25 protein-coding genes are annotated in these 23,506 nt (G+C 36.1%); 6 read left to right on the top strand and 19 right to left on the bottom strand.

All coding sequences use genetic code 11. The features are described 5' to 3' along the window. Positions 1–37: 37 nt before the first annotated feature. The 3 genes from gerM to AC3WTA_RS10090 form a co-directional block, all read right to left on the bottom strand. On the bottom strand, positions 38–1,087 hold the full coding sequence (gene gerM, locus AC3WTA_RS10080) for a spore germination protein GerM (protein ID WP_001126754.1): 1,050 nt from the start codon (positions 1,085–1,087) through the stop codon (positions 38–40). Between the two features lie 131 nt (positions 1,088–1,218). After that, positions 1,219–2,028, bottom strand: a complete 810-nt coding sequence (gene racE, locus AC3WTA_RS10085; RefSeq protein ID WP_000773993.1) for a glutamate racemase — start codon at positions 2,026–2,028, stop codon at positions 1,219–1,221. Between the two features lie 330 nt (positions 2,029–2,358). Then, the gene (locus AC3WTA_RS10090; protein WP_000532198.1) at positions 2,359–3,684 is read right to left on the bottom strand and encodes an MFS transporter; all 1,326 of its coding nucleotides are present in this window, start codon (positions 3,682–3,684) and stop codon (positions 2,359–2,361) included. Positions 3,685–4,144: 460 nt separating this feature from the next. Between AC3WTA_RS10090 and AC3WTA_RS10095 the strand changes: the two genes are divergently transcribed. Further along, the gene (locus AC3WTA_RS10095) at positions 4,145–4,834 is read left to right on the top strand and encodes a type 1 glutamine amidotransferase domain-containing protein (protein WP_000728524.1); all 690 of its coding nucleotides are present in this window, start codon (positions 4,145–4,147) and stop codon (positions 4,832–4,834) included. 43 nt (positions 4,835–4,877) lie between these two features. Here the strand turns inward: AC3WTA_RS10095 and AC3WTA_RS10100 are convergent, their stop codons facing one another. From AC3WTA_RS10100 to AC3WTA_RS10125, 6 genes are all read right to left on the bottom strand, one after another. Further along, on the bottom strand, positions 4,878–5,516 hold the full coding sequence (locus AC3WTA_RS10100) for a TetR/AcrR family transcriptional regulator (RefSeq protein ID WP_001233026.1): 639 nt from the start codon (positions 5,514–5,516) through the stop codon (positions 4,878–4,880). A 159-nt stretch (positions 5,517–5,675) separates the two neighbouring features. Then, the gene (locus tag AC3WTA_RS10105; protein WP_000919622.1) at positions 5,676–6,338 is read right to left on the bottom strand and encodes a type 1 glutamine amidotransferase domain-containing protein; all 663 of its coding nucleotides are present in this window, start codon (positions 6,336–6,338) and stop codon (positions 5,676–5,678) included. A 156-nt stretch (positions 6,339–6,494) separates the two neighbouring features. Beyond that, positions 6,495–6,782: a hypothetical protein gene (locus AC3WTA_RS10110; protein WP_000780756.1), complete on the bottom strand. Its 288-nt coding sequence runs from the start codon at positions 6,780–6,782 to the stop codon at positions 6,495–6,497. Between the two features lie 186 nt (positions 6,783–6,968). Continuing rightward, a complete protein-coding gene (gene gerE, locus AC3WTA_RS10115) occupies positions 6,969–7,193 on the bottom strand; it encodes a spore germination transcription factor GerE (RefSeq protein ID WP_000659484.1) in 225 nt (74 codons plus the stop codon). 165 nt (positions 7,194–7,358) lie between these two features. Continuing rightward, positions 7,359–8,654 carry a purine/pyrimidine permease gene (locus tag AC3WTA_RS10120; protein ID WP_098655762.1) on the bottom strand — a complete coding sequence of 432 codons (1,296 nt, stop codon included), beginning with the start codon at positions 8,652–8,654 and terminating at the stop codon, positions 7,359–7,361. 98 nt (positions 8,655–8,752) lie between these two features. Then, a complete protein-coding gene (locus AC3WTA_RS10125) occupies positions 8,753–9,994 on the bottom strand; it encodes an amidohydrolase family protein (RefSeq protein ID WP_000219570.1) in 1,242 nt (413 codons plus the stop codon). Between the two features lie 335 nt (positions 9,995–10,329). On the opposite strand from AC3WTA_RS10125, the gene AC3WTA_RS10130 reads away from it, so the two are divergent. Continuing rightward, positions 10,330–10,515, top strand: coding sequence for a PspC domain-containing protein (locus tag AC3WTA_RS10130; RefSeq protein ID WP_000044335.1), 186 nt, complete (start codon positions 10,330–10,332; stop codon positions 10,513–10,515). Between the two features lie 70 nt (positions 10,516–10,585). Here AC3WTA_RS10130 and AC3WTA_RS10135 read toward each other — a convergent pair whose 3' ends face one another. Next, positions 10,586–11,158, bottom strand: coding sequence for a helix-turn-helix domain-containing protein (locus tag AC3WTA_RS10135; protein ID WP_000658052.1), 573 nt, complete (start codon positions 11,156–11,158; stop codon positions 10,586–10,588). Positions 11,159–11,258: 100 nt separating this feature from the next. Between AC3WTA_RS10135 and AC3WTA_RS10140 the strand changes: the two genes are divergently transcribed. Both AC3WTA_RS10140 and AC3WTA_RS10145 read left to right on the top strand, forming a co-directional pair. Beyond that, complete coding sequence (locus AC3WTA_RS10140; RefSeq protein ID WP_001201647.1) at positions 11,259–12,224, top strand: DMT family transporter; 966 nt, start codon at positions 11,259–11,261, stop codon at positions 12,222–12,224. A 143-nt stretch (positions 12,225–12,367) separates the two neighbouring features. Next, the gene (locus AC3WTA_RS10145) at positions 12,368–13,033 is read left to right on the top strand and encodes an aquaporin (protein ID WP_000913205.1); all 666 of its coding nucleotides are present in this window, start codon (positions 12,368–12,370) and stop codon (positions 13,031–13,033) included. Positions 13,034–13,092: 59 nt separating this feature from the next. Here AC3WTA_RS10145 and AC3WTA_RS10150 read toward each other — a convergent pair whose 3' ends face one another. The 3 genes from AC3WTA_RS10150 to AC3WTA_RS10160 form a co-directional block, all read right to left on the bottom strand. Then, positions 13,093–13,524 carry an Rrf2 family transcriptional regulator gene (locus AC3WTA_RS10150; protein WP_000512998.1) on the bottom strand — a complete coding sequence of 144 codons (432 nt, stop codon included), beginning with the start codon at positions 13,522–13,524 and terminating at the stop codon, positions 13,093–13,095. Between the two features lie 118 nt (positions 13,525–13,642). Further along, positions 13,643–14,863: an ABC transporter permease gene (locus AC3WTA_RS10155; protein WP_001225001.1), complete on the bottom strand. Its 1,221-nt coding sequence runs from the start codon at positions 14,861–14,863 to the stop codon at positions 13,643–13,645. A 2-nt stretch (positions 14,864–14,865) separates the two neighbouring features. Next, on the bottom strand, positions 14,866–15,750 hold the full coding sequence (locus tag AC3WTA_RS10160; protein WP_000058125.1) for an ABC transporter ATP-binding protein: 885 nt from the start codon (positions 15,748–15,750) through the stop codon (positions 14,866–14,868). Positions 15,751–16,093: 343 nt separating this feature from the next. Between AC3WTA_RS10160 and AC3WTA_RS10165 the strand changes: the two genes are divergently transcribed. Then, positions 16,094–16,921: a 5'-nucleotidase, lipoprotein e(P4) family gene (locus AC3WTA_RS10165; RefSeq protein ID WP_000782761.1), complete on the top strand. Its 828-nt coding sequence runs from the start codon at positions 16,094–16,096 to the stop codon at positions 16,919–16,921. A gap of 26 nt (positions 16,922–16,947) precedes the next feature. Here AC3WTA_RS10165 and motB read toward each other — a convergent pair whose 3' ends face one another. Together motB and motA are read right to left on the bottom strand one after the other, a co-directional pair. Further along, positions 16,948–17,736 carry a flagellar motor protein MotB gene (motB, locus tag AC3WTA_RS10170; RefSeq protein ID WP_001256734.1) on the bottom strand — a complete coding sequence of 263 codons (789 nt, stop codon included), beginning with the start codon at positions 17,734–17,736 and terminating at the stop codon, positions 16,948–16,950. Beyond that, entirely contained in the window at positions 17,726–18,520 is a 795-nt protein-coding gene (motA, locus tag AC3WTA_RS10175; protein ID WP_000344854.1) for a flagellar motor stator protein MotA, read from the bottom strand. Before motA ends, motB begins: the two co-directional genes overlap by 11 nt. A 265-nt stretch (positions 18,521–18,785) precedes the next feature. On the opposite strand from motA, the gene AC3WTA_RS10180 reads away from it, so the two are divergent. Then, positions 18,786–19,565, top strand: a complete 780-nt coding sequence (locus tag AC3WTA_RS10180; protein WP_000720204.1) for a M15 family metallopeptidase — start codon at positions 18,786–18,788, stop codon at positions 19,563–19,565. A 36-nt stretch (positions 19,566–19,601) separates the two neighbouring features. On the opposite strand, the gene AC3WTA_RS10185 is transcribed toward AC3WTA_RS10180, so the two are convergent. The 4 genes from AC3WTA_RS10185 to sdhC form a co-directional block, all read right to left on the bottom strand. Then, positions 19,602–20,048 (bottom strand): acyl-CoA thioesterase, encoded by a 447-nt coding sequence (locus AC3WTA_RS10185; protein ID WP_000822749.1) that lies wholly within the window; start codon positions 20,046–20,048, stop codon positions 19,602–19,604. 93 nt (positions 20,049–20,141) lie between these two features. Next, positions 20,142–20,903 (bottom strand): succinate dehydrogenase iron-sulfur subunit, encoded by a 762-nt coding sequence (gene sdhB / locus AC3WTA_RS10190; protein ID WP_001291830.1) that lies wholly within the window; start codon positions 20,901–20,903, stop codon positions 20,142–20,144. After that, positions 20,896–22,689, bottom strand: a complete 1,794-nt coding sequence (gene sdhA / locus AC3WTA_RS10195; protein WP_000676749.1) for a succinate dehydrogenase flavoprotein subunit — start codon at positions 22,687–22,689, stop codon at positions 20,896–20,898. Before sdhA ends, sdhB begins: the two co-directional genes overlap by 8 nt. A 13-nt stretch (positions 22,690–22,702) precedes the next feature. Beyond that, positions 22,703–23,329 (bottom strand): succinate dehydrogenase cytochrome B558, encoded by a 627-nt coding sequence (gene sdhC / locus AC3WTA_RS10200; protein ID WP_088107389.1) that lies wholly within the window; start codon positions 23,327–23,329, stop codon positions 22,703–22,705. Between the last annotated feature and the right edge of the window lie 177 nt (positions 23,330–23,506).

Genomic DNA, 23,506 nt, shown 5'->3' on the forward strand with positions numbered 1-23,506 from the left:
TCCCCTTTCTTACTTAAGTATATCAAATTATTGAAGATTAAAAACTACCTGTATTCACGTTTTCTGGACGATCGACAGGTTTTATTAACTTTCCGCCCTTTTCATCTATAAGATTCGCTTTACCATTTACTTCAATAGAAACACTTTTCACGCCTTTCTTTTCTGTTAAAGATAAAACTAACGACTTCAATACGTAATTTGAAACCATATTTTTATCTGGGTTTATAAATATATTTTCATTAAAGTTTAATGTAAGATTTCCATCTTGTAACTTCGGATTCGTAATCAACTTAACTCCTGGATTAAAATCATTCAGAAGCGATTGATGAATCGGTCCTTTTACAAGTTCATCTATAATTGCTGCATAATCATTTTCTTTTCCTTCTACAACGCGGCGTGTTACTGGTACGTAGTATTGCTGCTTATTATTATTTTGTGCCATAAAATAAAGTGTAACAGGTTTTGTATTTGTTACATCCGCTACTTGTTCATCATCGAAGTTGATACCATTAGCACGGCTCACCCCTTCACCAAGTGGTGTACCACCAACAGGCATCTTCGCCAATTTCTCACCATTTATTTGGAACTGCACTTGTTTTATTTCTTTAAATTGCGTCAACGTCCAGGCTATTGACTCAACCATCTGACGCTCTTCCTCTTTTGCATAGTTTTTCATTTCTTTAGAGAAATCAATGACTGCCGTCCCATCTTTTTTCAAATCTAGTGTCATCGATGTATTCGCTGGAATGACTGCACGGAACCCATTCGGTAATAGATTCGTTACCGGCCCATCTTTCACAAGGTACTCTAACGTTTGCTGAATGACCTCATTTGCTTTCGGAGTAGGTATCGCTAACGTTTGCGGTACAACATAGCCATTTTTATCAACAAGGTATAGTTCTCTATTTACCGTTTGTCCTTGCTTATCTTTCTTAGCTACTTCTTTCTTTCCACCCTCTGTATACGTAACTTGTTTTGGTGGATCAATTTGTTCCGTTGCTTTCTCCTGATTTATAAAGCCACACCCTGTTAGTAAAACAGCGCTCACAGTAGCACCAACAACCCATTTAAAAGTGGATTTAGGCATGCCATTCCCCCCTAAAATCTAAGTTTGTACTATTATGTATACGAGCTGTTTCACTTTTTAGAACAAGCTGTGCTTCCTATAAACAAAAAAACTCCCGATTTCTCAGGAGCTCACTTATATGGATTCTACTATTATTCTTTTTCTAAATGAATATGTTTCACATTTTCAATCGGTTGACCGAACCATTTTGATGCAATTTCTTTAAATAGGCCTATTTTTCCTGTCGTTAAGAAGAGATGATCACTTTGTTCCTCTCCCTCATTCAACATTTTACTATGGTATAAAATTGTACTTACTTCGCGCGCTGTTTCATCACCTGAACTAATTAGTTGTACTTTATCTCCCATTACTTTTTTAATAACAGGACCTAAAATTGGATAATGTGTACAACCTAAAATAAGTGTATCAATATCAGTATTTTTCAGCGGTTGCAACGTTTCTCGTACAACTTCATACGCCATTTCACTTTCAAAATTTCCACTCTCTACAAGCTCAACGAAAGGCGGACACGCTAAACTTTCTACCATAACACGGTTATTAATAGACTTTAGCGCTTCTTCGTATGCACCACTTTTCACCGTTCCAATCGTTCCAATAATCCCAACATGATACGTGTTTGTCACTTTTAAAGCTGTACGTGATCCTGGGTGAATAACTCCTACCACTGGAATTGGTAATTGTTTCTGCATCTCTTCTAATACAACCGCAGTTGCTGTATTACACGCAATAACTAACATTTTGATATTTAAATCTAGTAAATGCTCCGTCATTTCCCACGTAAATTGATGCACTTCTTCTCGAGAACGTGGACCATAAGGGCAACGTGCCGTATCCCCTAAATATATAATACGCTCTTTCGGCAACTGACGAATTAATTCCTTTGCTACTGTTAAACCGCCAACTCCTGAATCGATAACACCGATTGCTCTATTCAACTTCATCACCCGTTTTCTCATTCATCATCTTATTTTATCATTATATTTTACACACTTTAAGTTCGCTAACTTAAACTGCTTCTGTATGAAAATTTTCATTTGTACCTGTATAGACTAGGACCTTTTTTATTTTGCTCCTTTTTTTCATAATTTGCAAGACAGAAAAATAACCGACCTTCTATATGAAAGTCGGTTTCTTCTATATAAAATGCGTATTTACCACGTTATTTGCCGGGCAGTAAGACCCCACCTCAAAATTCAGCGAAAGCAAAGAAGTTAGGTGGGGATCGGGCTGCCCGTAAAAGCCCGATTGGTTTAACTAATTAAAGTTTCACTTTATTGCTCCATCTTTTTTGGGAAAGAAGACATTCCTATTAATAAGAAGAAATGAGCAGAGATTAAAATGACGATTAAAATAAAATTCAAACGATAACTATTTGTAGATTCCATAGTTTTGCTCGCTACAGCTGGTCCAAATGCCATACCGAAAAAATTAATTAAATTATATAAACCAAGACCGACTCCAACTTTAGCTGGATGTAATGTTTTCGGTATAAATGTGTTTAATGATACTTGAATAGCTGAATAACTCATAAATGTTAAAATAATTGCCACTACAATAACGACTATGTTCCCATTCGGAATAAACCCCAAAATTAAAAAGCCAACGATCATAATGACAGACGCTACATAAATCATATTCACATTTCCAAACGAAGGGACAATCTTTCCAGTAATAAAACTAGATACAATACCAAAAAGTGATGCAACAAACAAAACAATTCCGATAACAAATGGAGACAATCCGTGCTCTCTGCCTAACAGCAATGGTAATAATAATAAACTAGCACATAGCGCCACATTCATTATAAATCCGACCGCTATTAAACGAAGAAATGGTTTATTTGTAAACAACTCAATATCAATAAATGGATGCTCCGCGTTCTTCATACGAACCGTGAATAAAAATAAGAAAGCTACCGATAACATAAATAGCCAACTATTAATATTTACACCTAATAAAACAGTCGTAATGAACGCAAATAATAACACCGCTCCAATGTAATCAAAATGAAACGCTTCATCCGTATGCTGCGCTTCTTCTGGCATAAATTTTATAAGCAAGAAAATCCCAACTACTGAAATAACCATAAATAAAAATAAATATGGCCACCCCAATGTATTTGTAATAGCCCCGCCAACTAAAGGACCAATACCTATCGCTAATGCAATAGAAGAACTAATCATCGCTAATGCACCAGGCTTCTTATCAGGAACAACTAATTTTGCCACTGCAATCATACTAAGCGCAATAAACGCCGCGCCCCCACTCGCCTGCACTAATCTTGCAAGAATGGTAATCGCATAAGATTGATTCATAAATCCAATAATAGAACCCGCTACAAATATGATAATTGAAATAATTAATAGTTTTTTTACACTATAACGATCAGCCAACTTCCCGTAGATCATCGAACCAATACCGACAACTAAGGAATACCCTACTACAACCCAACTTACTTTCGATTGACTAATGGATAAATCGTTCGCCATATCCTCTAACGCTACATTAAATAAAACCGCATTCATCGGTCCTAATAAAACGATAAAACATAATGTGAAAACAAACCATTTTGAATGGTTACTTATATCTCTCCCCATGTGTAACACCTCTCCTGATTGTAGTAACTGTAAATGAAAAATAAAGTGAAACTTTAATTAACGGGGGCTTCATCCACCGCTGATTATTAGCCTTCACCAATCGGGATCTTACTGCCCAGCAAATAGCGGGGTAAGGTTGTTTAGCTCCGCTATCACAACTAAACAACTTCATCAAATGTATAAATTTATCGCGCGACAAACTGAATTCGAAACGAAGCATGTATATTGTTCGATATTCATGGAACTATCATAGTTTCAGCATTACAGTTTGTCAACGAAAAATATACAAAGTAAACCAATTTCGTCTTTTTGGTTTACTTTGTTCAAAGATTGTTATACACTAATTTCGAATCCGATATAAGGAGGACTGACATGGTTATTCAAATTTGCAATTTCTAACTTAATAAAATTAAGTAAATAAAGAACTTTTATATAGAAGAAACATTATAGGAGGATTATGATGAAGAAAAAAATGTTAGTTGTATTAACGAGCGTAGAAAAATATCCAAATTTAAATAGAGCGACTGGGCTTTGGCTTGGTGAAGCTGTCCATTTCGTTAAAAAAGTTGAAGAAGCTGGTTACACAGTAGATTATGTCAGCCCACAAGGTGGCTATACACCGATTGATCCTCATAGTTTAGCAATGGCGGAGAGCGTCGATTGGGAATGGTATCAAAAGAAAGAATTTATGAATCGTCTCGGTTCTACAATGCAACCGAGTGAAGTGAATCCAGCAGACTACGCTGCGATTTATTACGCAGGCGGTCACGGTGTAATTTGGGACTTCCCAGAAAATAAAGAACTTCAAATGATTAGCCGCAACATTTATGAAAATGGCGGAATCGTCTCCTCTGTTTGTCACGGAGCTGCTGGTTTATTTCATATCACATTAAATAATGGGGAACGCTTAATTAGTGGTAAAAAAGTAACAGGATTCTCAAATGAAGAAGAAAAACTAGTTGAATTGGATCAATTCGTTCCATTTTTAACAGAAGATGAACTCATTAAAAATGGAGGGCTTTACGAAAAAGCCGCGCAACCTTGGGAAGCTTACGCTGTAGAAGATAATCGTGTTATAACTGGTCAAAACCCAGCTTCAGGTGGTCCAGTAGCTGAATTAGTATTACAACACATAAAAAATAACATGTAATAAAAAAAGCAGGTTTTCCATTACTATAGGAAAACCTGCTTTTTTACGAAATCATTTGCAAAATAGCAATAACTTCTTTTTCAATTTCCGAATCATCAATTGCTTCTATATACTCTGGTTTAAAAAGTTGGTACTTCTTTAGTTGATAAAAATCAAGTATCGCTTTCTTTAACGTAATATCGTACTGAATACAAAAAGAATGATCTATAATACGTCTTAACATCACATCATCTTGCACCATAAATAATTGTGCGTTCATTTTATTAAAGTAGCCTTGTTCCATACCAGCTTCAAAAAACATTTGCAAATTATGATTACGATTTTGTTGTGCAGCAACTAACCGATCAGATAAGTGCGGATATGCCTCTTTCAAATCTTGTAAAAAGACATCAGAAATATATGTCACACACTTTAAAGAATGGATAAACGTCTTTTGGAAACGTTCTGCAAAAGACATACTTTCATCTTGATTATCCGCATCTCCTTCAAGAAGGTAGTTCATAAAATCTTCTACCACAGCTTCAATAATCTCATCTTTTGAAGAAAAACGTTTATATAAAGTAGCTTTACTAATATCCATATACTTCGCAATTTCATCTATTTTCAATTGGCTAAAACTCGTTTTTCTAATAACGGGCTTTATTTTATTAATATAAGTGTTTGCACACGCAACTTTCCTCATTAAAAGAGCCTCCCCTTTTGTCCATACAAAATAGTATAGCAAATTCACGATTAATTATAAATGAAGTCATTATACTCAATACATCTTTTTAGTTTAAGGTATTTTCATTTGCACTATAGAAAAAATGCCCGCTACCTTTATTAGTAGCGAACATTTTTTCTATAATTTATTTACAGCTCTTCTTATAGCTTTCCCTATTTCCATACTAGACTGCGGGTTTTGCCCTGTAATTAAACGTCCATCTACTACTACATGCGGTGTGAAATTTGGAGCAACATAAAACAAAGCCCCTTCTTCTTTCAATTTACTTTCTAATAAAAACGGCACTCGCTTTTCTAAATGTACAGCTTTTTCCTCATCATTCGTATAACCTGTTAAACGCTTACCGGCACTAAAAAACGAGCCATCCTTATTTTTCACACCGACTAAAGAACTTACTCCGTGACAAACAGCCGCTACAATTCTGTTATTGTTATACATATTCTCAATTAAATTTGCAACATATGGATTACCTGGAAAATCTACAATCGCCCCGTGCCCACCACCAAATAAAACTGCATCATAATCCGAAAAATGAACATTTGAGATCGGCTTCGTATTTTGCAATAAAGAAGCGACATACTTAAATTCACGAGGTATGCCATTTGGAATAGACACTCTATCAATAGGTACTTTACCGCCCTTTATCGACACAATATCAACATCGAACTTAGCCTTTTTAAACACATTATAAGGAGCTGCGAGCTCTTCCAACCACAAACCAGTCGGGTGTCCATTCATATCATGAGCGCTTGTTGAAACTAACAATATCCTTTTCAACATATCCCCTCCTTACTACCTATTTATGTATGAAATGTTCTTATCATTCATATAGCAAGCGGAAAAAACGATAACAACAAGCTGACCTTTTGTATAAAATTCTGCTTGTTGTTCTCGTTTGAATTATTTCGTACAAAGATGTTCACAATCTGATAGCTTTTATCTCCAACGCCACGCAATCGTTTTATCCTCCATATGAATAGCAGGTATATCAATCCCTAAATACTGCTGATTATCCTCATCAAAAACAGACCAATTTCCTTCATATAAAAATTCAGGATCTATGCTTTCAAAATCAAATCCACTATCTTCGTCTACCATCTCACGAAAATATTTTTGGAACGGTTTACTGTTTTCAGATAGACGAATTGTTCCATACATCCATGGCATGTCTCCAAAAACATCTTTAATTTCACCTATCTCCATATCCTTAAAATACAACTTCATATTTGCACCTTCTTATTCATAAATGACAAAGATACCTACCCTGAATGCCTCATCATATTATAAAGTAGTTATTTTTAACGTTTCTTTCTTAAACATATCTTCCTTCTCAAAGTCTGAGATACCTTTTTAAGTTCAAAATATAAACAAAAAAATAGCCGACTCTTCATATAAAAGTCGGCTTTCTTTTTATAGTTCGAGCTCTCCCATGCGAAGAAGCTCAACAACTGCTTGTGAACGTCCTTTAACTCCTAGCTTTTGCATTGCGTTTGAGATGTGGTTGCGCACTGTTTTTTCACTGATAAAAAGTTCACCTGCAATTTCTTTCGTTGTTTTATCTTGAACCAGTAATTCAAATACTTCTCTCTCTCTCTTTGTGAGTAACGGTTTAGATTGATACGCTTTTTCCTTCAACTGGTATAACCCTCCTTGCTTAAGCCAGAGCCGTGTATGTGTAAGTTGGGTGTTTATTTAGTCAAGATATTGTATGAACGAAATGTGCGGGTGGTGAATGAAAATGGGCTTTATTTCACATGTTATTTTAGACTTTTATACAGTTCGCACACTCTTTGTATCCACTCACTTTTCAGTACGCCATATTTGTTCTAGTAATATACTGACAACTGTACCTACGAACAAACCATTCCCGAATATATATTGCATAACAGAGGGTAAGGATTGGAGTGCTCCAGACGGTAAAAACATAACACCGCTTCCAAATAATACAGCAATTCCTAAAACCGTTACATTCCTTTCGTTCATTGGCACTTGTTTTATATTATGAAATCCAATTCCAATTAGCTGTACGAACGAAGCCATTAAAACCGCAGATGCGACAGCGGATGGCAACGATGCTAAGTAACGAATAATACTTGGAAACAGTGACATTACGACTAGTAACATACATGCTAGTAAGAATGATCGTATATACTTTTGTTTCGTTAAACGTATAAATCCCGCCGTCGCTGGTAATGGTACGACACCTACAGTTGAAAATACAGAAGAAATGATATGTGAAATCCCTCCAACCCACGTACCATCCTTCAACTGTTTCTGTTCAATAGTCCCTTTTTGAATAGTAGCTTGATTAATTGCTATAATCGCTGCCACTGTATTTGAAACTAAAATACATACCATAACGAAACTCGATACAGCCATACCTGTATTCCACTTTGGAAGTCCCCAAGCAAATATTTGCGGAAGTTGCACAAAATGAGTTACTTGAGCTGGAATCGTCACTTTTCCTGCAATTAGAAAAAGAATCCACCCACTAATTAATCCTATTAAAACCGCATAACTTTTGACAAAACCTTTTCCGAAGTTAGATAGTATAATAACGAAAAGAAATATGCTAAACGCAATTATTGCTGTAAATCCATCGATTTGAGAAACAGTAGCAGTAATTCCTAGCATCCCTTTTAGAAATACACCGCTTAATTGCAAACATAATAAAAGTAAAAATGTTCCTGTCACAAGTGGCGTAAATAAAAATAAAATACGTCCGATAAAACCAGTTACTCCTAATCCTATTAAAATAACACCGGAAATTATCATTCCTAATTCTAAAATTTGCAACGTACTATGTAATTGATCTTGTCCGACAGTTGCGTAAGCAAGTACGGTAAATACGCCAACCCAAGATCCAGCTGGGCCATCCGCAATTGGTAGTCTATGTCCAAACCACCCTTGTAAAAAAGAAGATATACCAACTACAAAAAACGTACGCTGCATTAAATAAAATATTTCTTCCGTCGTAAGATGAAATAATCCGCCAACGACAATTGGTAGTGCGATTGAATTCGCTAATAAAAATATAAACCATTGCAAAGTTCCCATAATATGATTTTGGTTATGTTGATTGTCCAAATTTTTCATCCTTTCTAGCTTCCCTATAAGAAATATATTGCAAGCATAACAAAGAAGGGTTCTACACTCACAATTAGAACCCTCCTCTAAACATTCAAACGATTCTTTTACACAAGATTATTTAATTCCACCTCATTTAAACTACCAACAACAATATTCCCTTTATGCACGACTAAACTTTTCTCTGTTTGACGCGCTACCGCTTCAGCAGTACATGTTGCATTCGTCAAAACAAAACTCGCTTCATCTCCTACATTCGGCCACGCTCGCTTCCCTTCATCGTTTAACGTTTCTTTGCCTCCCGTAATAAAGCGAAGAGCTTTTCCTAAAGACCTTTCGTCACTCCACCCAAAACGTTCCGCCAATCGATTTGCCTTTTGCATCATATCACCTGTGCCAAACGGTGACCAATGATCAGTAATACTATCATTTCCTAACGAGACTTTCACACCTTTTTTATCTAATAACGGAATTGGGATTACTTGTTTCCCAATTGGCACCGTTGAAGTAATATCAATGTTTAAAGCAGCTAGTCTTTCCGCCACTTCTTCAACTTCTTTATCCGTAACACCACCAAGTCCAAGTGCATGACTAATTGTTACGCGACCTTGCCATCCCGCTTCTTCTGTTAAACTTGCCAATCGCTTCATCGTAAACGTCCCAAGATTATTCGCATCATGCAGATGAATATCAACATCTGCATTAAATTCTACTGCGATATCCATAATGGTATGTAATGATTTTTCAATATCATTATCCACTGTAGCTGGATCCACTCCACCGACTAGATGCGCACCCATACGCATCGCATCTTTCACAAGTTGCACAGAATTGCTGCGCAATAATCCGTGTTGCGGAAAAGCAACAATTCTACCAGAAACCTGATTTTTATATGTTTCCAACGCCGCTAACGTCGCCTCCAAATTACCAAGTCCAATAATCGGATCAACATTACAATGCGTTCTAATATTCGTTGCACCATTTCGAAGCAATAACGCTAACATATTTTCCGCCCTATCTTGAGCAGTTGCTAATTGCTTCGGCAGAATTTTTTCTTCTTCATGAAAACGCGTAAAAATATTCTCTGCTGGCATACTGGCTTTCCAAGGACCACTATAATACGTCTTATCAATATGAATATGCATCTCTTCAAAAGCAGGCAAAATTAATAAACGCTTAGCATCAAGAATTAATACTCCTTCCTCTTGAACAGCCCCTGCTATCATTTTTTTAATTCGTCCATCTTCAATGAGTAAACTACATAACTCTGTTTCTGCTTGGGAAATTCTCCCCTCTTCATATGTATACCCTGATTCAAGCATTACATTAGTCAACCAATATACTGTCATCTCTATTTCCCCCACCCTTTATTAAAAGTTACCTCTTACTATAATTTTAATATCAACTGAAAATTAAGACAATTAATACGACTGTTCCCTAAAAAAAATGTCATACAACCTCATAGTCTTCTCATAAATTTCCATATAGAATAGAAGTATATAGCTTGGTATAAAGTGAAGCTTTGATCAGTAGGGGGGGGTGTTCATCCCCCCACTGATCATTAGTTAAATCAATCGGGCTTTTACGGGCAGTTAATCCCCACCTAACTTCTTTGCTTTCGCTGAATTTTTAGGTGGAGGTCTTACTGCCCGTTAAAACGGGATAAAAAGGAGTAGATTGGAAGATGTCAAAAAGATTATGTAAATCCGAAACTGATAAAATGCTATTTGGTATATGCGGTGGTTTAGGGGAATATTTTGATATTAGCTCTACTCTCATTCGCATACTTTGGGTCATTGCTATTTTATGTTTTGGGACGGGGTTTTTAGTTTATTTTATTTGTTTATTACTTATGCCACGCTCTTACTAATAACATTCTTTCATCTATTTGAGCATAGCGTATAAAAAATCCCCTATAGATTTTTCTATAGGGGATTTTTTCATGAAGAATATTTCATCGTTAAATGTAATACTGCTACTTCATCTTCTTCATTTCTATAACTATGTTTTTTATTCGCTTCAAATTGAATAGAGTCAAACTCATTTAATTCGTATACATCGCTTTCTACTTGAATCGATACTTTCCCTTTCATTACTGTTACAAGCTCAATAGCACCTTCATGATGAGCTTCTGGTTCATATATACTATTCGACCTTAAACAAGCACGATGCATTTCCATCCCCGTTTCTTTCGTATAGCGGAACATCGTTTCTAAATGCCATGCTTGTCCTACATCTACTGCAAATCCTTCTCCGCAGCGCGCCACAGCTACAGGTTCTCCAACAACCATCAATCGCGATAAAGGAATCGATAACCCTTTCGTTATTTTCCAAATGACAGCTAACGTCGGATTCGTTTCGCCTCTTTCAATCTTTCCTAATGTTAATTTACTAACCCCAGTTTTTTGGGCTAATTCTTCTAAACTTAATTTTTGTTCATTTCGAATTTGTCTTAACAGCTGACCTACTTGCTGAATGACTTCTTTCGTTTGCATATCTTCATGTTCTTTCATCTATAAAACCACCTTAAAGTATAAAATAGTTTACTTTTATTATTTTTAAGTATATTATACTATACATAATCATCAAATTCCGAAAGGAGTGCTATGCTTCATGCGCGCAATTTTATTAGGCCTTTTATCATCAGCCTTTTTTTCCGCAACCTTTATTATTAATCGAGCGATGAATGTATCTGGAACGAGCTGGGCCTGGACAGCTTCCTTCCGTTTTTTATTTGCTCTCCCTATTTTATTCCTTATCGTTTTATTTCGCAAAAACTTAAAGGGTTTATGGGAAGAATTAAAGAAACATCCATTAGCGTGGATCGGATGGGGTTCCGTTGCTGGTATTGGTTTCTATTCTTTATTAAGTTTCGCAGCTGTCTTTTCTCCAGCTTGGCTCGTTGCTGGAACTTGGCAAGTTACTATATTAGCAGGTTTACTTTTATCACCATTATTCTTCGTTAAAATAGAAACGAAATCAGGCACAAAACTTGTACGCGGAAAAATTCCACTTCGTAGTTTATATGTCGCATTATTTATTTTACTTGGTGTAATTTGTATGCAAGTGACTGCAGCAGGTCATATTACAATGACTCAGTTCATTTCAGGTTTTTTACCTGTCGTAGTAGCAGCCTTCTTATATCCATTCGGCAACCGAAAAATGATGGAACTTGTTGGCGGACGTCTTGATACGTTCCAACGTGTATTAGGAATGGCAATAGGGAGTCTACCTATAACAATTTTACTTGGTATATATGGATTTTCTACTACCGGTATTCCAACATCCAGCCAAATGTTGCAAGGATTTTTGTTAGCCTTATGTTCTGGCGTGATTGCGACGATGACATTTTTCTTTGCTACTGACTTAGCCAAAGATAACCTCTCTCTACTTGGAGCTGTTGAAGCAACGCAAGCTGGAACGATGGTCTTTACCGTGCTTGGCGAAATTGTTTTCTTGAATGGTTCATTTCCTGGTGGTCTTTCCCTACTTGGAATGATTATTATTATGTTAGGAATGGTTGCAAATAGCGTTTTAAACCGTTCTGCTCCAGTCGTTAAGCAGAAAAAAACTGCATAAAAAAGAGTATAGTTCTCTAACAAAGAACTATACTCTTTTTTTATTTTCCCCCTATTTCGCCTTATCAGAATAGTATTTCATTAGCTGTTTATACTAAAACCTATGTTATAATACGTTTCATGCGCAATATTAGGAGGTAAATTATGTTAAAAAAAGCAATCGCTGAATTTATTGGTACATTTGTACTTGTATTATTCGGAACTGGAGTAGCTGTCATTGGCGGCGGAATTGAAGGAATTGGAACATTAGGAATCGCTATGGCTTTCGGTCTATCTATTGTGGCTATGGCATATAGCATCGGAACAATTTCTGGATGTCACATTAACCCAGCAGTATCAGTAGCTATGTTCATCAACAAAAGAATGAACGCTATGGAACTTTGTTATTATGTATTAGCTCAAATTTTAGGTGGTTTATTAGGAACTGCAACGTTAGTAACGATTTTGCGCTCTGCTAAAACACCTTTAGATAATTTAGGACAAAATGGTTTTGGAACTCTTGGTTTATCTGGAGCATTTCTAGTTGAATTTATTTTAACTTTCGTATTCATTTTAGTTATCGTTGCTGTAACAGGTAAAAAAGGAAGTTCTTCTCTAGCAGGATTAGTAATTGGTTTCACATTAGTTTTAGTTCACTTATTAGGTATTCCGTTAACTGGAACTTCTGTTAACCCAGCTCGTAGTATCGCACCAGCTTTATTCGTTGGCGGAGAAGCACTTTCTCAACTATGGGTATTCATCGTAGCACCAATTCTTGGTGGTATCGTAGCAGCTATTGTTGGTAAATTCATTTTAAATACTGAAAAATAGAATTTTCAATATTTCTGAATAAAAAAAGGCGAGCCCTCATTATGAGGTTGCTCGCTTTTTTACTCTTTCATTTTAGACTTTAAGTTTGTAACTAATTGATCTACCGTTACATTTGCAAGTACGTTTTCCATCGCTTCTTGCGCTTGCATTAAAATAATTTCTAATACTGATTGAATATTAGCTCCTACTGGACATTCAATGTTGGGATTTTCATGGAAGGAAAATAGTTGTCCTTCTTCTACAACTTCCACTGCTTTATATACATCAAGTAATGTAATTTCTTCTAAATCACGAGCAAGTGTCGTACCACCTTTACCAGCTTGTACATCAACAAGTCCTGCTCTCTTCAACATTCCTGTAATGCGACGAATCACAACTGGATTTGTATTCACACTACCAGCAATCCATTCAGAGGTACAGCGAGAGTTTCGATCTATCGCAAGTAATGTCAGCATATGAACACCTACTGTAAACCGACTACTAATCCCCATCTGCACACCCTCCTTTTTATTCATTCTATTAAAAGACGACTCTTATTATTATATACTATTTTTAATTTATACATAAAGAAAAAGCATGATTTCAATAGGAAATCATGCTTTTCTCTCATTATTGACGCTTTATAAATTTCGCTAAATCTTTAAATTTCACTTTATCTGAGTAATTCATTACGCCGTTTACGTAAATGCGGCTTGCAAGTATATTGATGATAACGATAGTCACCAATAAAATTACTAACGTCACACCAATTTCTACAGCCCCAGCTTCACCAGCTACAAGTCTTGAAAATGTAACCATAGGTGTAAAGAATGGAATATATGAACTAACTACAGCTAATGTACTATTAGGATCAAATAATGATTTAATACTAATGAAAAATGCTGCTATACCTAACATTGTAATTGGGAACGAAAGAGATTGCACATCCTCAATTTTTGATACAACAGCCCCAACTGCTGCATATAGCATTGCATATAGTAAGTAGCCCGTAACAAAATATACAACGAACATACTAATTACTACCGCATCCAATTTAGAAAAGTCTAGTGTAAGTCCTATTAAAGATGCGTTTTCTAAATCTACCCAACCTAATAAATATGGTACAAGAAAACCGAAGGAAGCAATAACTAGTAATAGTAAAGCACTAGAAACAATTGCTAAAATTTTGGCATGTAGCATTGTTAATGGTTTTACTTTCGGAAGCATTAACTCCATAACACGGGATGATTTTTCAGATGCTATCGTCGTTCCAATTGCAGTTCCAAACACAATAATAAACATATATAAAACAAACGAGAAAACATAACCAATTCCAAAGGAAGATGCATGATCCTTTACTGCTTCTTGTTTTAACGGAATTTCCATCTGTAACTGTTTTGCTACTTCGGCAGATACATTATTTTTTTCGATCATTACCGCTGTATACTGTTCCTTTAAATAACTTGCCATAAGTGTAGCAGTTGATTGACTCGGAAAACCACTATACATATACGTCACTTCCGGAATACCATTCTTTTCTGTAATATGGAATAAACCGTCTAAATCCCCATCTTCCACTTGCTTACGTAACTCATTAAATTTATCCTTATTTTCTACAGTTACTTTAGCAGACGGAAGTAACTTTGTTACATCACTTTCTTGAACTTTATAAGTATCGCTTTCCGTTACTACCGCAAATTTATCTTTTCCTTTATCGTTATCAGCAGTGAAATGATTAAATGCGAAAAGTCCAAACACAACTAAAAATAAAATCGCACTCGTAATTAATGATTTTTTAGATAAAAATGCTTCCCTGAAATAAAATGAAAATACGTGAGAAAATTTACGCATCGTTATTTCGCCCTCTCTACAAAGATTTCGTTTAACGTCGGCTCTAACATTTTAAATTGTCGTAAGGTAACACCTTGTTCTTGCAACTGTTGTAAAATCTTTAGAGCTTCTGCATCATCTTGTACTTGCACATAAAGAAGGCCTTGTTGTTTTTCATACGATACATGAATAGCTTCTAATCCCTTCGCATTCTCTTCTGTATCTTCAATCGTTAAATTACGGAAACCGTACTCTTTTTTAATATCACTTAACTGGCCTTTTACGACTGCTTCGCCTTTTTTCAAAATACATACATGTTGGCAAAAAGCCTCTACTTGTTCCATACGATGACTAGATAAAATAATGGTCTTTCCGCTCTGTACTTGTTCTTCAATAATGCTAGCTAACATCCCAGCATTAACTGGATCTAGTCCGCTAAATGGTTCATCTAAAATGAGAAGTTCAGGATTATGAAGAAGGGCAGCAATTAATTGGATTTTTTGCTGGTTCCCTTTTGAAAGCTCTCCTGCCGTTTTAAATTTATATTCCGGTATTGCTAATCGTTCTAACCAGTGATCAATAGCAAGATCTACTTCTTTTTTCGACATTCCTTCTAATCTACCAAAATATCGCAACTGATCTATTACTCTACTTTTTGTATATAAACCTCTTTCTTCTGGTAAATACCCAATCGTTACCCCACTAGTCCCAAATGATTTTCCATCCCATGTAATAGATCCTTCATTAGGCGTTAATAATCCGAGAAGCATTTTGATTGTCGTTGTTTTTCCTGCACCATTTCGTCCAAGTAATCCTAGCACTTCACCTTTTGGTAACGAAATTTGCAAACCGTTCACTGCTTTTGATTCCCCAAATTGTTTCGTTAAGTTCTGAATTTGTAAACTCAAAGTATAAAGCCTCCCCTTTAATATCATTCATACTCTCTTTCAAAGACTATGTTTATTCAGGATAAAATATAGCACTACACTTCATCCTCTTAGTATGTAACATCTCCTTAATCCATCATTTGTTCCATTTAGTTAAAATTGTAAATAATATTACGTCATTTGTCAATTATAATTGTCATTTCGACAATAAAAATTGTCAAAATAATTTCCATCATTTTTCTCATCTTTCTAATATAGGACATACTACTATATATACAAAAGACAATATGCAAATGTTCATAAAAAAATTTTTATATTTTAATATATAATATAAGATGATTTTCTAACATCAAGGAGGATACATATGAAGATGAAGAGGGGTATTACCACTTTATTATCTGTAGCGGTTCTATCTACATCGCTTGTAGCATGTTCAGGAACACCAGAGAAAACAGTGGCAAAAGAAGAAAAAGTAAAATTAACAGAACAGCAATTAATGGCTGATTTATGGTATCAAACAGCCGGTGAAACGAAAGCACTTTACTACCAAGGGTACAATATCGGTCAATTGAAGCTTGATGCAGCTCTTGCAAAAGGGACAGAGAAAAAGCCTGCTATCGTACTTGATTTAGACGAAACTGTTTTAGACAACAGCCCTCATCAAGCAATGAGCGTAAAAACAGGAAAAGGCTATCCTTACAAATGGGATGATTGGATTAATAAGGCTGAAGCTGAAGCCCTTCCAGGCGCAATTGATTTCTTAAAATATACGGAGTCTAAAGGTGTAGATATTTATTACATCTCAAATCGTAAAACGAACCAACTAGATGCAACAATTAAAAATCTTGAGCGTGTAGGTGCTCCTCAAGCAACGAAAGAACATATATTACTACAGGATCCGAAAGAAAAAGGAAAAGAAAAACGACGTGAACTCGTTTCGCAAACACATGATATCGTCTTATTCTTCGGTGATAACTTATCTGATTTCACTGGTTTTGACGGAAAGTCTGTAAAAGATCGAAATCAAACAGTCGCAGATTCAAAAGAACAATTTGGTGAGAAATTTATTATTTTCCCGAATCCGATGTATGGCGATTGGGAAGGCGCTTTATATGATTATGATTTCAAAAAATCAGATGCAGAAAAAGATAAAATCCGTCGCGACAACTTAAAATCATTTGATGCAAAATAAAAGAGGATGGCATTCGCCATCCTCTTTTATTTTACTTTCTCTGTTAAAGGCAAGATAAATACTTCCACACGTCTATTCTTTGCCTTTCCTTCTTGTGTATCGTTTGGAGCAATCGAACGGTATTCTCCGTAACCAATCGCACTAAATTTTTCTGGTTGTAATTCTTTATTTTGCAGTAATACTTGCATAAAATTAACTGCCCGCTGCGTACTTAATTCCCAGTTCGACGCAAACTGCGCATTGGCAATAGGGACATTATCCGTATGACCCGATACTGTAATTTCACGAGGTGACGCTGAAACAAGTAAGCTAGACATCTCTTTTGCAATCCCTAAAGATTCTAATTTCACATCTGCTTTCCCCGAATCAAACAGTATATTCTCTAATATTGTCACCATTAATCCCTTTTCAGTTAATTTAGTTTGAAAAGAAGAGGATAATTGTTTTTCATTAATATATTGATCAATCTTTTTTTGTAATGCTTTCAATTCATCCATCTCTTTTTTTTCTTTCGCTCTAGCTTCTTCTTGTTTTTTTGCTTGTTCTGCCTCAAGGCTACTTGCTGATAATTCTTTTTCATCATTTGGCTTTTGATCACTTAAAAATTCTTTGTTACCTGTTCCACCGGCTAATTCACTTCGAAAAGCAACTGCCATCTGTTTAAACTTCGCAGCATCTATACTACTCATTGCGAATAAAACGATGAACAATGCAAATAACAACGTTAACATATCAGAATATGGAATTAACCAAGTTTCGTCGATATGCTCATCATGTTTTTTCTTTTTGCCTCTTCTATTTTTCTTACTCCGCATTTTTTTCTGCTCCTTTTTCTAGCTTTTTACGCTCAGTTGCAGAAAGTGAACCTAAAATGCGGTTCTTCATAATAAACGGATATGTACCTTCTTGTAACATTAATAAACAATCAATGATTAAACGTTTTTTCTCGATTTCAGCTGCAGATTTTTGTTTTAACTTATTTGCAAATGGATGCCATAATACATAACCTGAAAAAATACCAAAAATCGTTGCAATAAACGCACCTGAAATAGCATGTCCTAACTTTTCAATATCAGTTAAATTACCAAGCGCAGCTACAAGACCAATAACAGCACCTAAAACCCCTAATGTCGGTGCATATGTACCAGCTTGAGAAAAAATTGCTGCTCCTTTTGCATGCCTTTCTTCAATTGCTTCTAATTCAGCTTCTAAAATCTGCTCTAAATCTTCTGCGGATACGCCATCAATCACAAATTTCATACCACGCAAAAGAAATTCATCTTGAATTTTGTCTAATTGTTGCTCTAAAGACAAAATACCGTATTTTCTACTTTCTGATGTCCAATGAACAAATAATTCTAGCAACTGTTCATAACTTAAATCCTTTTTATTTGAACCAAAAAGAACTTTAAATAATTTTGGAACCCTTTTTAGTTGATTCATCGGAAATGCTATACATACTGCAGCAAATGTACCGATAAAAATAATTAATGCTGCGGCAGGATTCAATAAGGCATTTACGTCAGCGCCCTTGACGACCATCCCTACTACCACTGCTACAAATCCTAAAATAAGTCCAATAATTGTTGCAAAATCCATTCCCATTCACTCCTAGTCTATACAAGAAGTTCTTTATTCTCGATAATCGCTACATCTTCTTATGTATATATATTACATAAAAAATTCATTTCATGAAAGATAAGAAATGAATTAAATGAAAAAATACTACAATTTCACACATTTTCTGACATTTTCTTTGCATTTCTATTACGTTACGACTCTTATATTTCTTTTTCAGTAAACTAGACTTATAATAAAAAACGATACATATTTTATTAAGAAAGGACTGTGATTACAAGGTATCATGAAAAAGATAATCATTATTTCTGCCACTACTATTGTAATCGGTATCACTTCTTTCGCTTACTTTAGTTCTAAACCACCACTACAAAATGAGGCGAAAGCTGTCGAAAGTCAACAGCATAGTAATCACCAAAAAGAAGAGATTCCTGCTTTTCCAAAAGCTGATCATACTGCAAAGAAGCTAGAAAATGATTTTTCCGTTGTAACAAATCCAGAGTCTAATCTTGTCTTAGTTAATAAACATCGAAAACTACCAGACGGATACACACCTGAAGACTTAACAAGACCAAACGTACCATTTACTAGTCCAAAAGATAAAGAAAAAACGCTACTGCGTAAAGATGCTGCAGATGCGCTTGAAAATATGTTTGAAGCGGCAAAGAAAGAAGGACTTGAACTTACAGCTGTATCTGGTTATCGTTCATACAAACGCCAAAAATCATTACATGATACATACGTTAGACGTCAAGGAAAAGCTGAAGCTGATTCAGTAAGTGCCATTCCTGGTACGAGTGAACATCAAACTGGTTTAGCAATGGATATTAGTTCAAAATCTGCTAAATTCCAATTAGAGCCTATTTTTGGAGAGACAGCCGAAGGAAAATGGGTTGCAAAACATGCCCATGAATTTGGCTTTGTCATTCGTTATTTAGAAGATAAAACAGAAACAACAGAATATTCATATGAACCGTGGCATTTGCGCTACGTTGGTAATCCATACGCTACATACATATATAAACATCATTTAACATTAGAAGAAGCAATGAAAGACAAAAAATAAGAGAGCAAATTGCTCTCTTATTTTTCTTTCACTCTATCATTGTAGTAATTTTTTCTTCCATTCTTCAGGCCACGGTTCGCCTTTTCCCGTTTTTTTCGATGCTTGAACCATCATTCCACGACCGACTAAACAAGCTTCTCCTTCTGCATTCTTCACCATATAATGCAAATCTAAAGAAGAATTCCCAACCGATCCCGCTTTTACATATACCTTCAACTGTTCATCAAAATATATTTGCTTAATAAAATTACATTGTAAATCTGCAACAACGATCATCGTTTCTGAAGATTCATGCGTCCATTCTTGCATAAATCCAAGTTCTTTAAACAATGCGATACGTGCTTCTTCAAAATAGGTAAAGGCAACGACATTATTTACATGCCCAAACATATCTACTTCACCAAAACGAACTTTTACAGGATTGTAAAATGAAAAACCACTTTCCCATCTCTCAAAGTCTTCAATATAAGAAATCCTCTTCATTGTTCCCTCTCCTTTTCGCCTTCAAAATAAACAGAATAAACAGAAAAATAAAGTTATAAATATTGCCTCTTCAACATGAAGAGGCAATATTTATTAATAGTTATTGTCGCTACCAAAGAAATCTTTGAACGATTGAATTGTTGTATCACGGTTTAATGCCGCAATTGAAGTTGTTAATGGAATACCCTTTGGACATGATTGCACACAGTTTTGAGAGTTACCACAGTTTGCAAGTCCTCCATCTCCCATAATTGCACGTAAGCGATCTGCTTTATGCATTTCACCCGTTGGATGTGAGTTGAATAAACGAGCTTGTGATAACGGTGCTGGTCCAATAAAGTCAGATTTACTATTTACGTTTGGACATGATTCTAAGCAAACACCACATGTCATACATTTTGAAAGCTCATAAGCCCATTGACGTTTCTTCTCAGGCATTCTTGGCCCTGGTCCTAAGTCATACGTACCATCAATTGGAATCCAAGCTTTAACGCGTTTTAGAGCGTTAAACATGCGACTACGGTCAACTTGTAAGTCACGTACCACTGGGAATGTCTTCATCGGCTTTAAGCGAATTGGTTGTTCTAACTGATCAATAAGAGCTGTACATGATTGACGTGGTTTTCCGTTAATCACCATCGAACATGCGCCACATACTTCCTCTAGACAGTTCATATCCCATGCAATCGGAGTCGTCTGGTTTCCTTTTGAATCAACAGGATTACGACGAATTTCCATCAGTGCCGAAATAATGTTCATATTTGGACGATATGGAATTTCAAACTCTTGGTCAAACTCTTGTGCATCTGGTCCATCTTGTCTCGTAATGATGAGGCGGATTGTTTTCTCAGACATGTTGCTTATCCCCCTTCTCTTCACCCTTAGCAGCTACATCATGTTTTGAAGAATAGTCACGTTTACGTGGTTTAATTAATGAAACATCCACTTCTTCGTAATGGAATGCTGGTGCATTTCCTTCTCCTTCAAATTTCGCCATCGTAGTTTTTAAGAAGTTTGCATCATCACGATTTGGGAATTCAGGTTTGTAATGCGCCCCGCGGCTCTCATTACGGTTATATGCTCCAATTGTAATAACACGTGCTAATTCAAACATATTTGCAAGTTGGCGTGTAAATGAAGCACCTTGGTTACTCCATCTCGCTGTATCGTTAATGTTAATGCGTTTGTAACGCGCCATTAACTCTTCAATTTTCGCATCAGTTTCTAGTAGCTTTTTATTTTCACGAACTACTGTAACGTTATCTGTCATCCATTCTCCAAGCTCTTTATGAAGAACATATGCATTTTCGTTACCATCAAGCGTTAAAATATTGTTAAATTTCTCTGTTTCGATTAATTCATTTTGCTCATATACAGTAGATGAAACAGCATCAGACGATTTAGAAAGACCTTTCATATACTCAATCGCGTTCGGTCCTGCTACCATACCACCGTAAATTGCTGATAATAGTGAGTTCGCACCAAGGCGGTTACCACCGTGCATAGAATAATCACACTCACCTGCTGCAAATAAACCTGGAATACTTGTCATCTGCTTATAATCAACCCATAGTCCGCCCATTGAATAGTGAACTGCTGGGAAGATTTTCATTGGTAGTTTACGAGGATCATCACCTGTAAACTTCTCATAGATTTCAATAATTCCACCAAGTTTAATATCTAGTTCTTTCGGATCTTTATGAGAAAGATCTAAGTACACCATGTTTTCACCGTTAATACCTAGTTTTTGCTCTACGCAAACGTCAAAGATTTCACGCGTTGCAATATCACGAGGTACAAGGTTTCCGTAAGCCGGATATTTTTCTTCTAGGAAGTACCATGGTTTACCATCTTTATATGTCCAAACACGGCCACCTTCACCACGTGCCGATTCACTCATAAGACGTAATTTATCGTCTCCAGGAATTGCCGTTGGATGAATTTGAATGAACTCGCCGTTTGCATAATATGCGCCTTGTTGATATACAGCAGAAGCTGCTGTACCTGTATTAATAATAGAGTTAGTTGATTTTCCAAAGATGATACCAGGGCCCCCTGTTGCCATAATCACGGCATCAGCTTGGAAACTTTTAATCTCCATTGTTTGTAAGTCTTGTGCAACGATTCCTCGGCACACACCTTCGTCATCAACAACAGCTCGTAAGAAATCCCAACCTTCATATTTCGTTACAAGTCCTGCTACTTCGTGACGACGTACTTGCTCATCTAATGCGTATAGTAATTGCTGTCCAGTTGTTGCACCAGCAAATGCTGTACGGTGATGTTGCGTTCCACCAAAACGACGGAAATCAAGAAGTCCTTCTTCCGTACGGTTGAACATAACACCCATACGGTCCATTAAATGAATGATACCAGGTGCTGCTTCACACATTGCTTTAACTGGCGGTTGGTTCGCTAAGAAGTCCCCACCATAAATTGTATCGTCAAAGTGGATCCATGGAGAATCCCCTTCACCTTTCGTATTTACGGCACCGTTAATTCCACCTTGGGCACATACAGAATGTGAACGTTTTACTGGTACTAAAGAAAATAGTTCAACATTTACTCCTGCTTCTGCCGCTTTAATCGTTGCCATTAAGCCGGCCAAGCCACCGCCGACTACTATAAGTTTCCCTTTCATGCTCTCCCACTCCTTACTGGTTTGCTAGCTGTGGATCGATGAACGCTAATAATGCACTCACACCTACATAGGATAGACCTAAGAAAATAGCTAATGTTACATAAGTAGAGATTCTTTGTGAACGTGGAGATACTGTAATTCCCCAGCTTATGCAGAATGTCCATAGTCCATTTGCAAAGTGGAAAATTGTTGAAACAACACCAACTAAGTAGAATCCAAACATAGCTGGATTGTTTAAAATATCTGCCATCATATCATAGTTTACCTCTTTACCTAACAATGCTTGAATACGAGTTTCCCAGACGTGCCAAGAAATGAAAATCAGTGTAACGATACCTGAAATTCGTTGGAAGACGAACATCCAGTTACGGAAATAACCGTAAGATACCGCATTGTTCTTAGCTGTAAATGCAATATATAAGCCATATATAGCATGGTACAGTATAGGTAAAAAGATGATGAAAATTTCTAGCGCATACCGGAATGGAAGGAGCTCCATAAAGCCTGCAGCTTTGTTAAAAGCCTCTGCTCCTCTTGTTGCAAAGTTGTTTACAATTAGATGTTGCGTCAAAAAGACACCAACCGGGATGACCCCCATTAATGAGTGCCACTTACGAAACGTATACTCGCGGCCTTTCATGTCCCCATTACCCCCTTGAATGTTTGACTGCTGTTTTCAGATTAATTTACAACAATAATGTTTTTTCACTATTGGCATAAGAAAAACTGAAAAAATTATTCGAAATATTTCAGCATAATTTGATAACAAGTTCATTTTACCCCTATTTTTGTCGAAGCGTCAAGAAAACGTATACAT

It is taken from the genome of Bacillus sp. EB106-07-01-XG149, assembly GCF_058791555.1.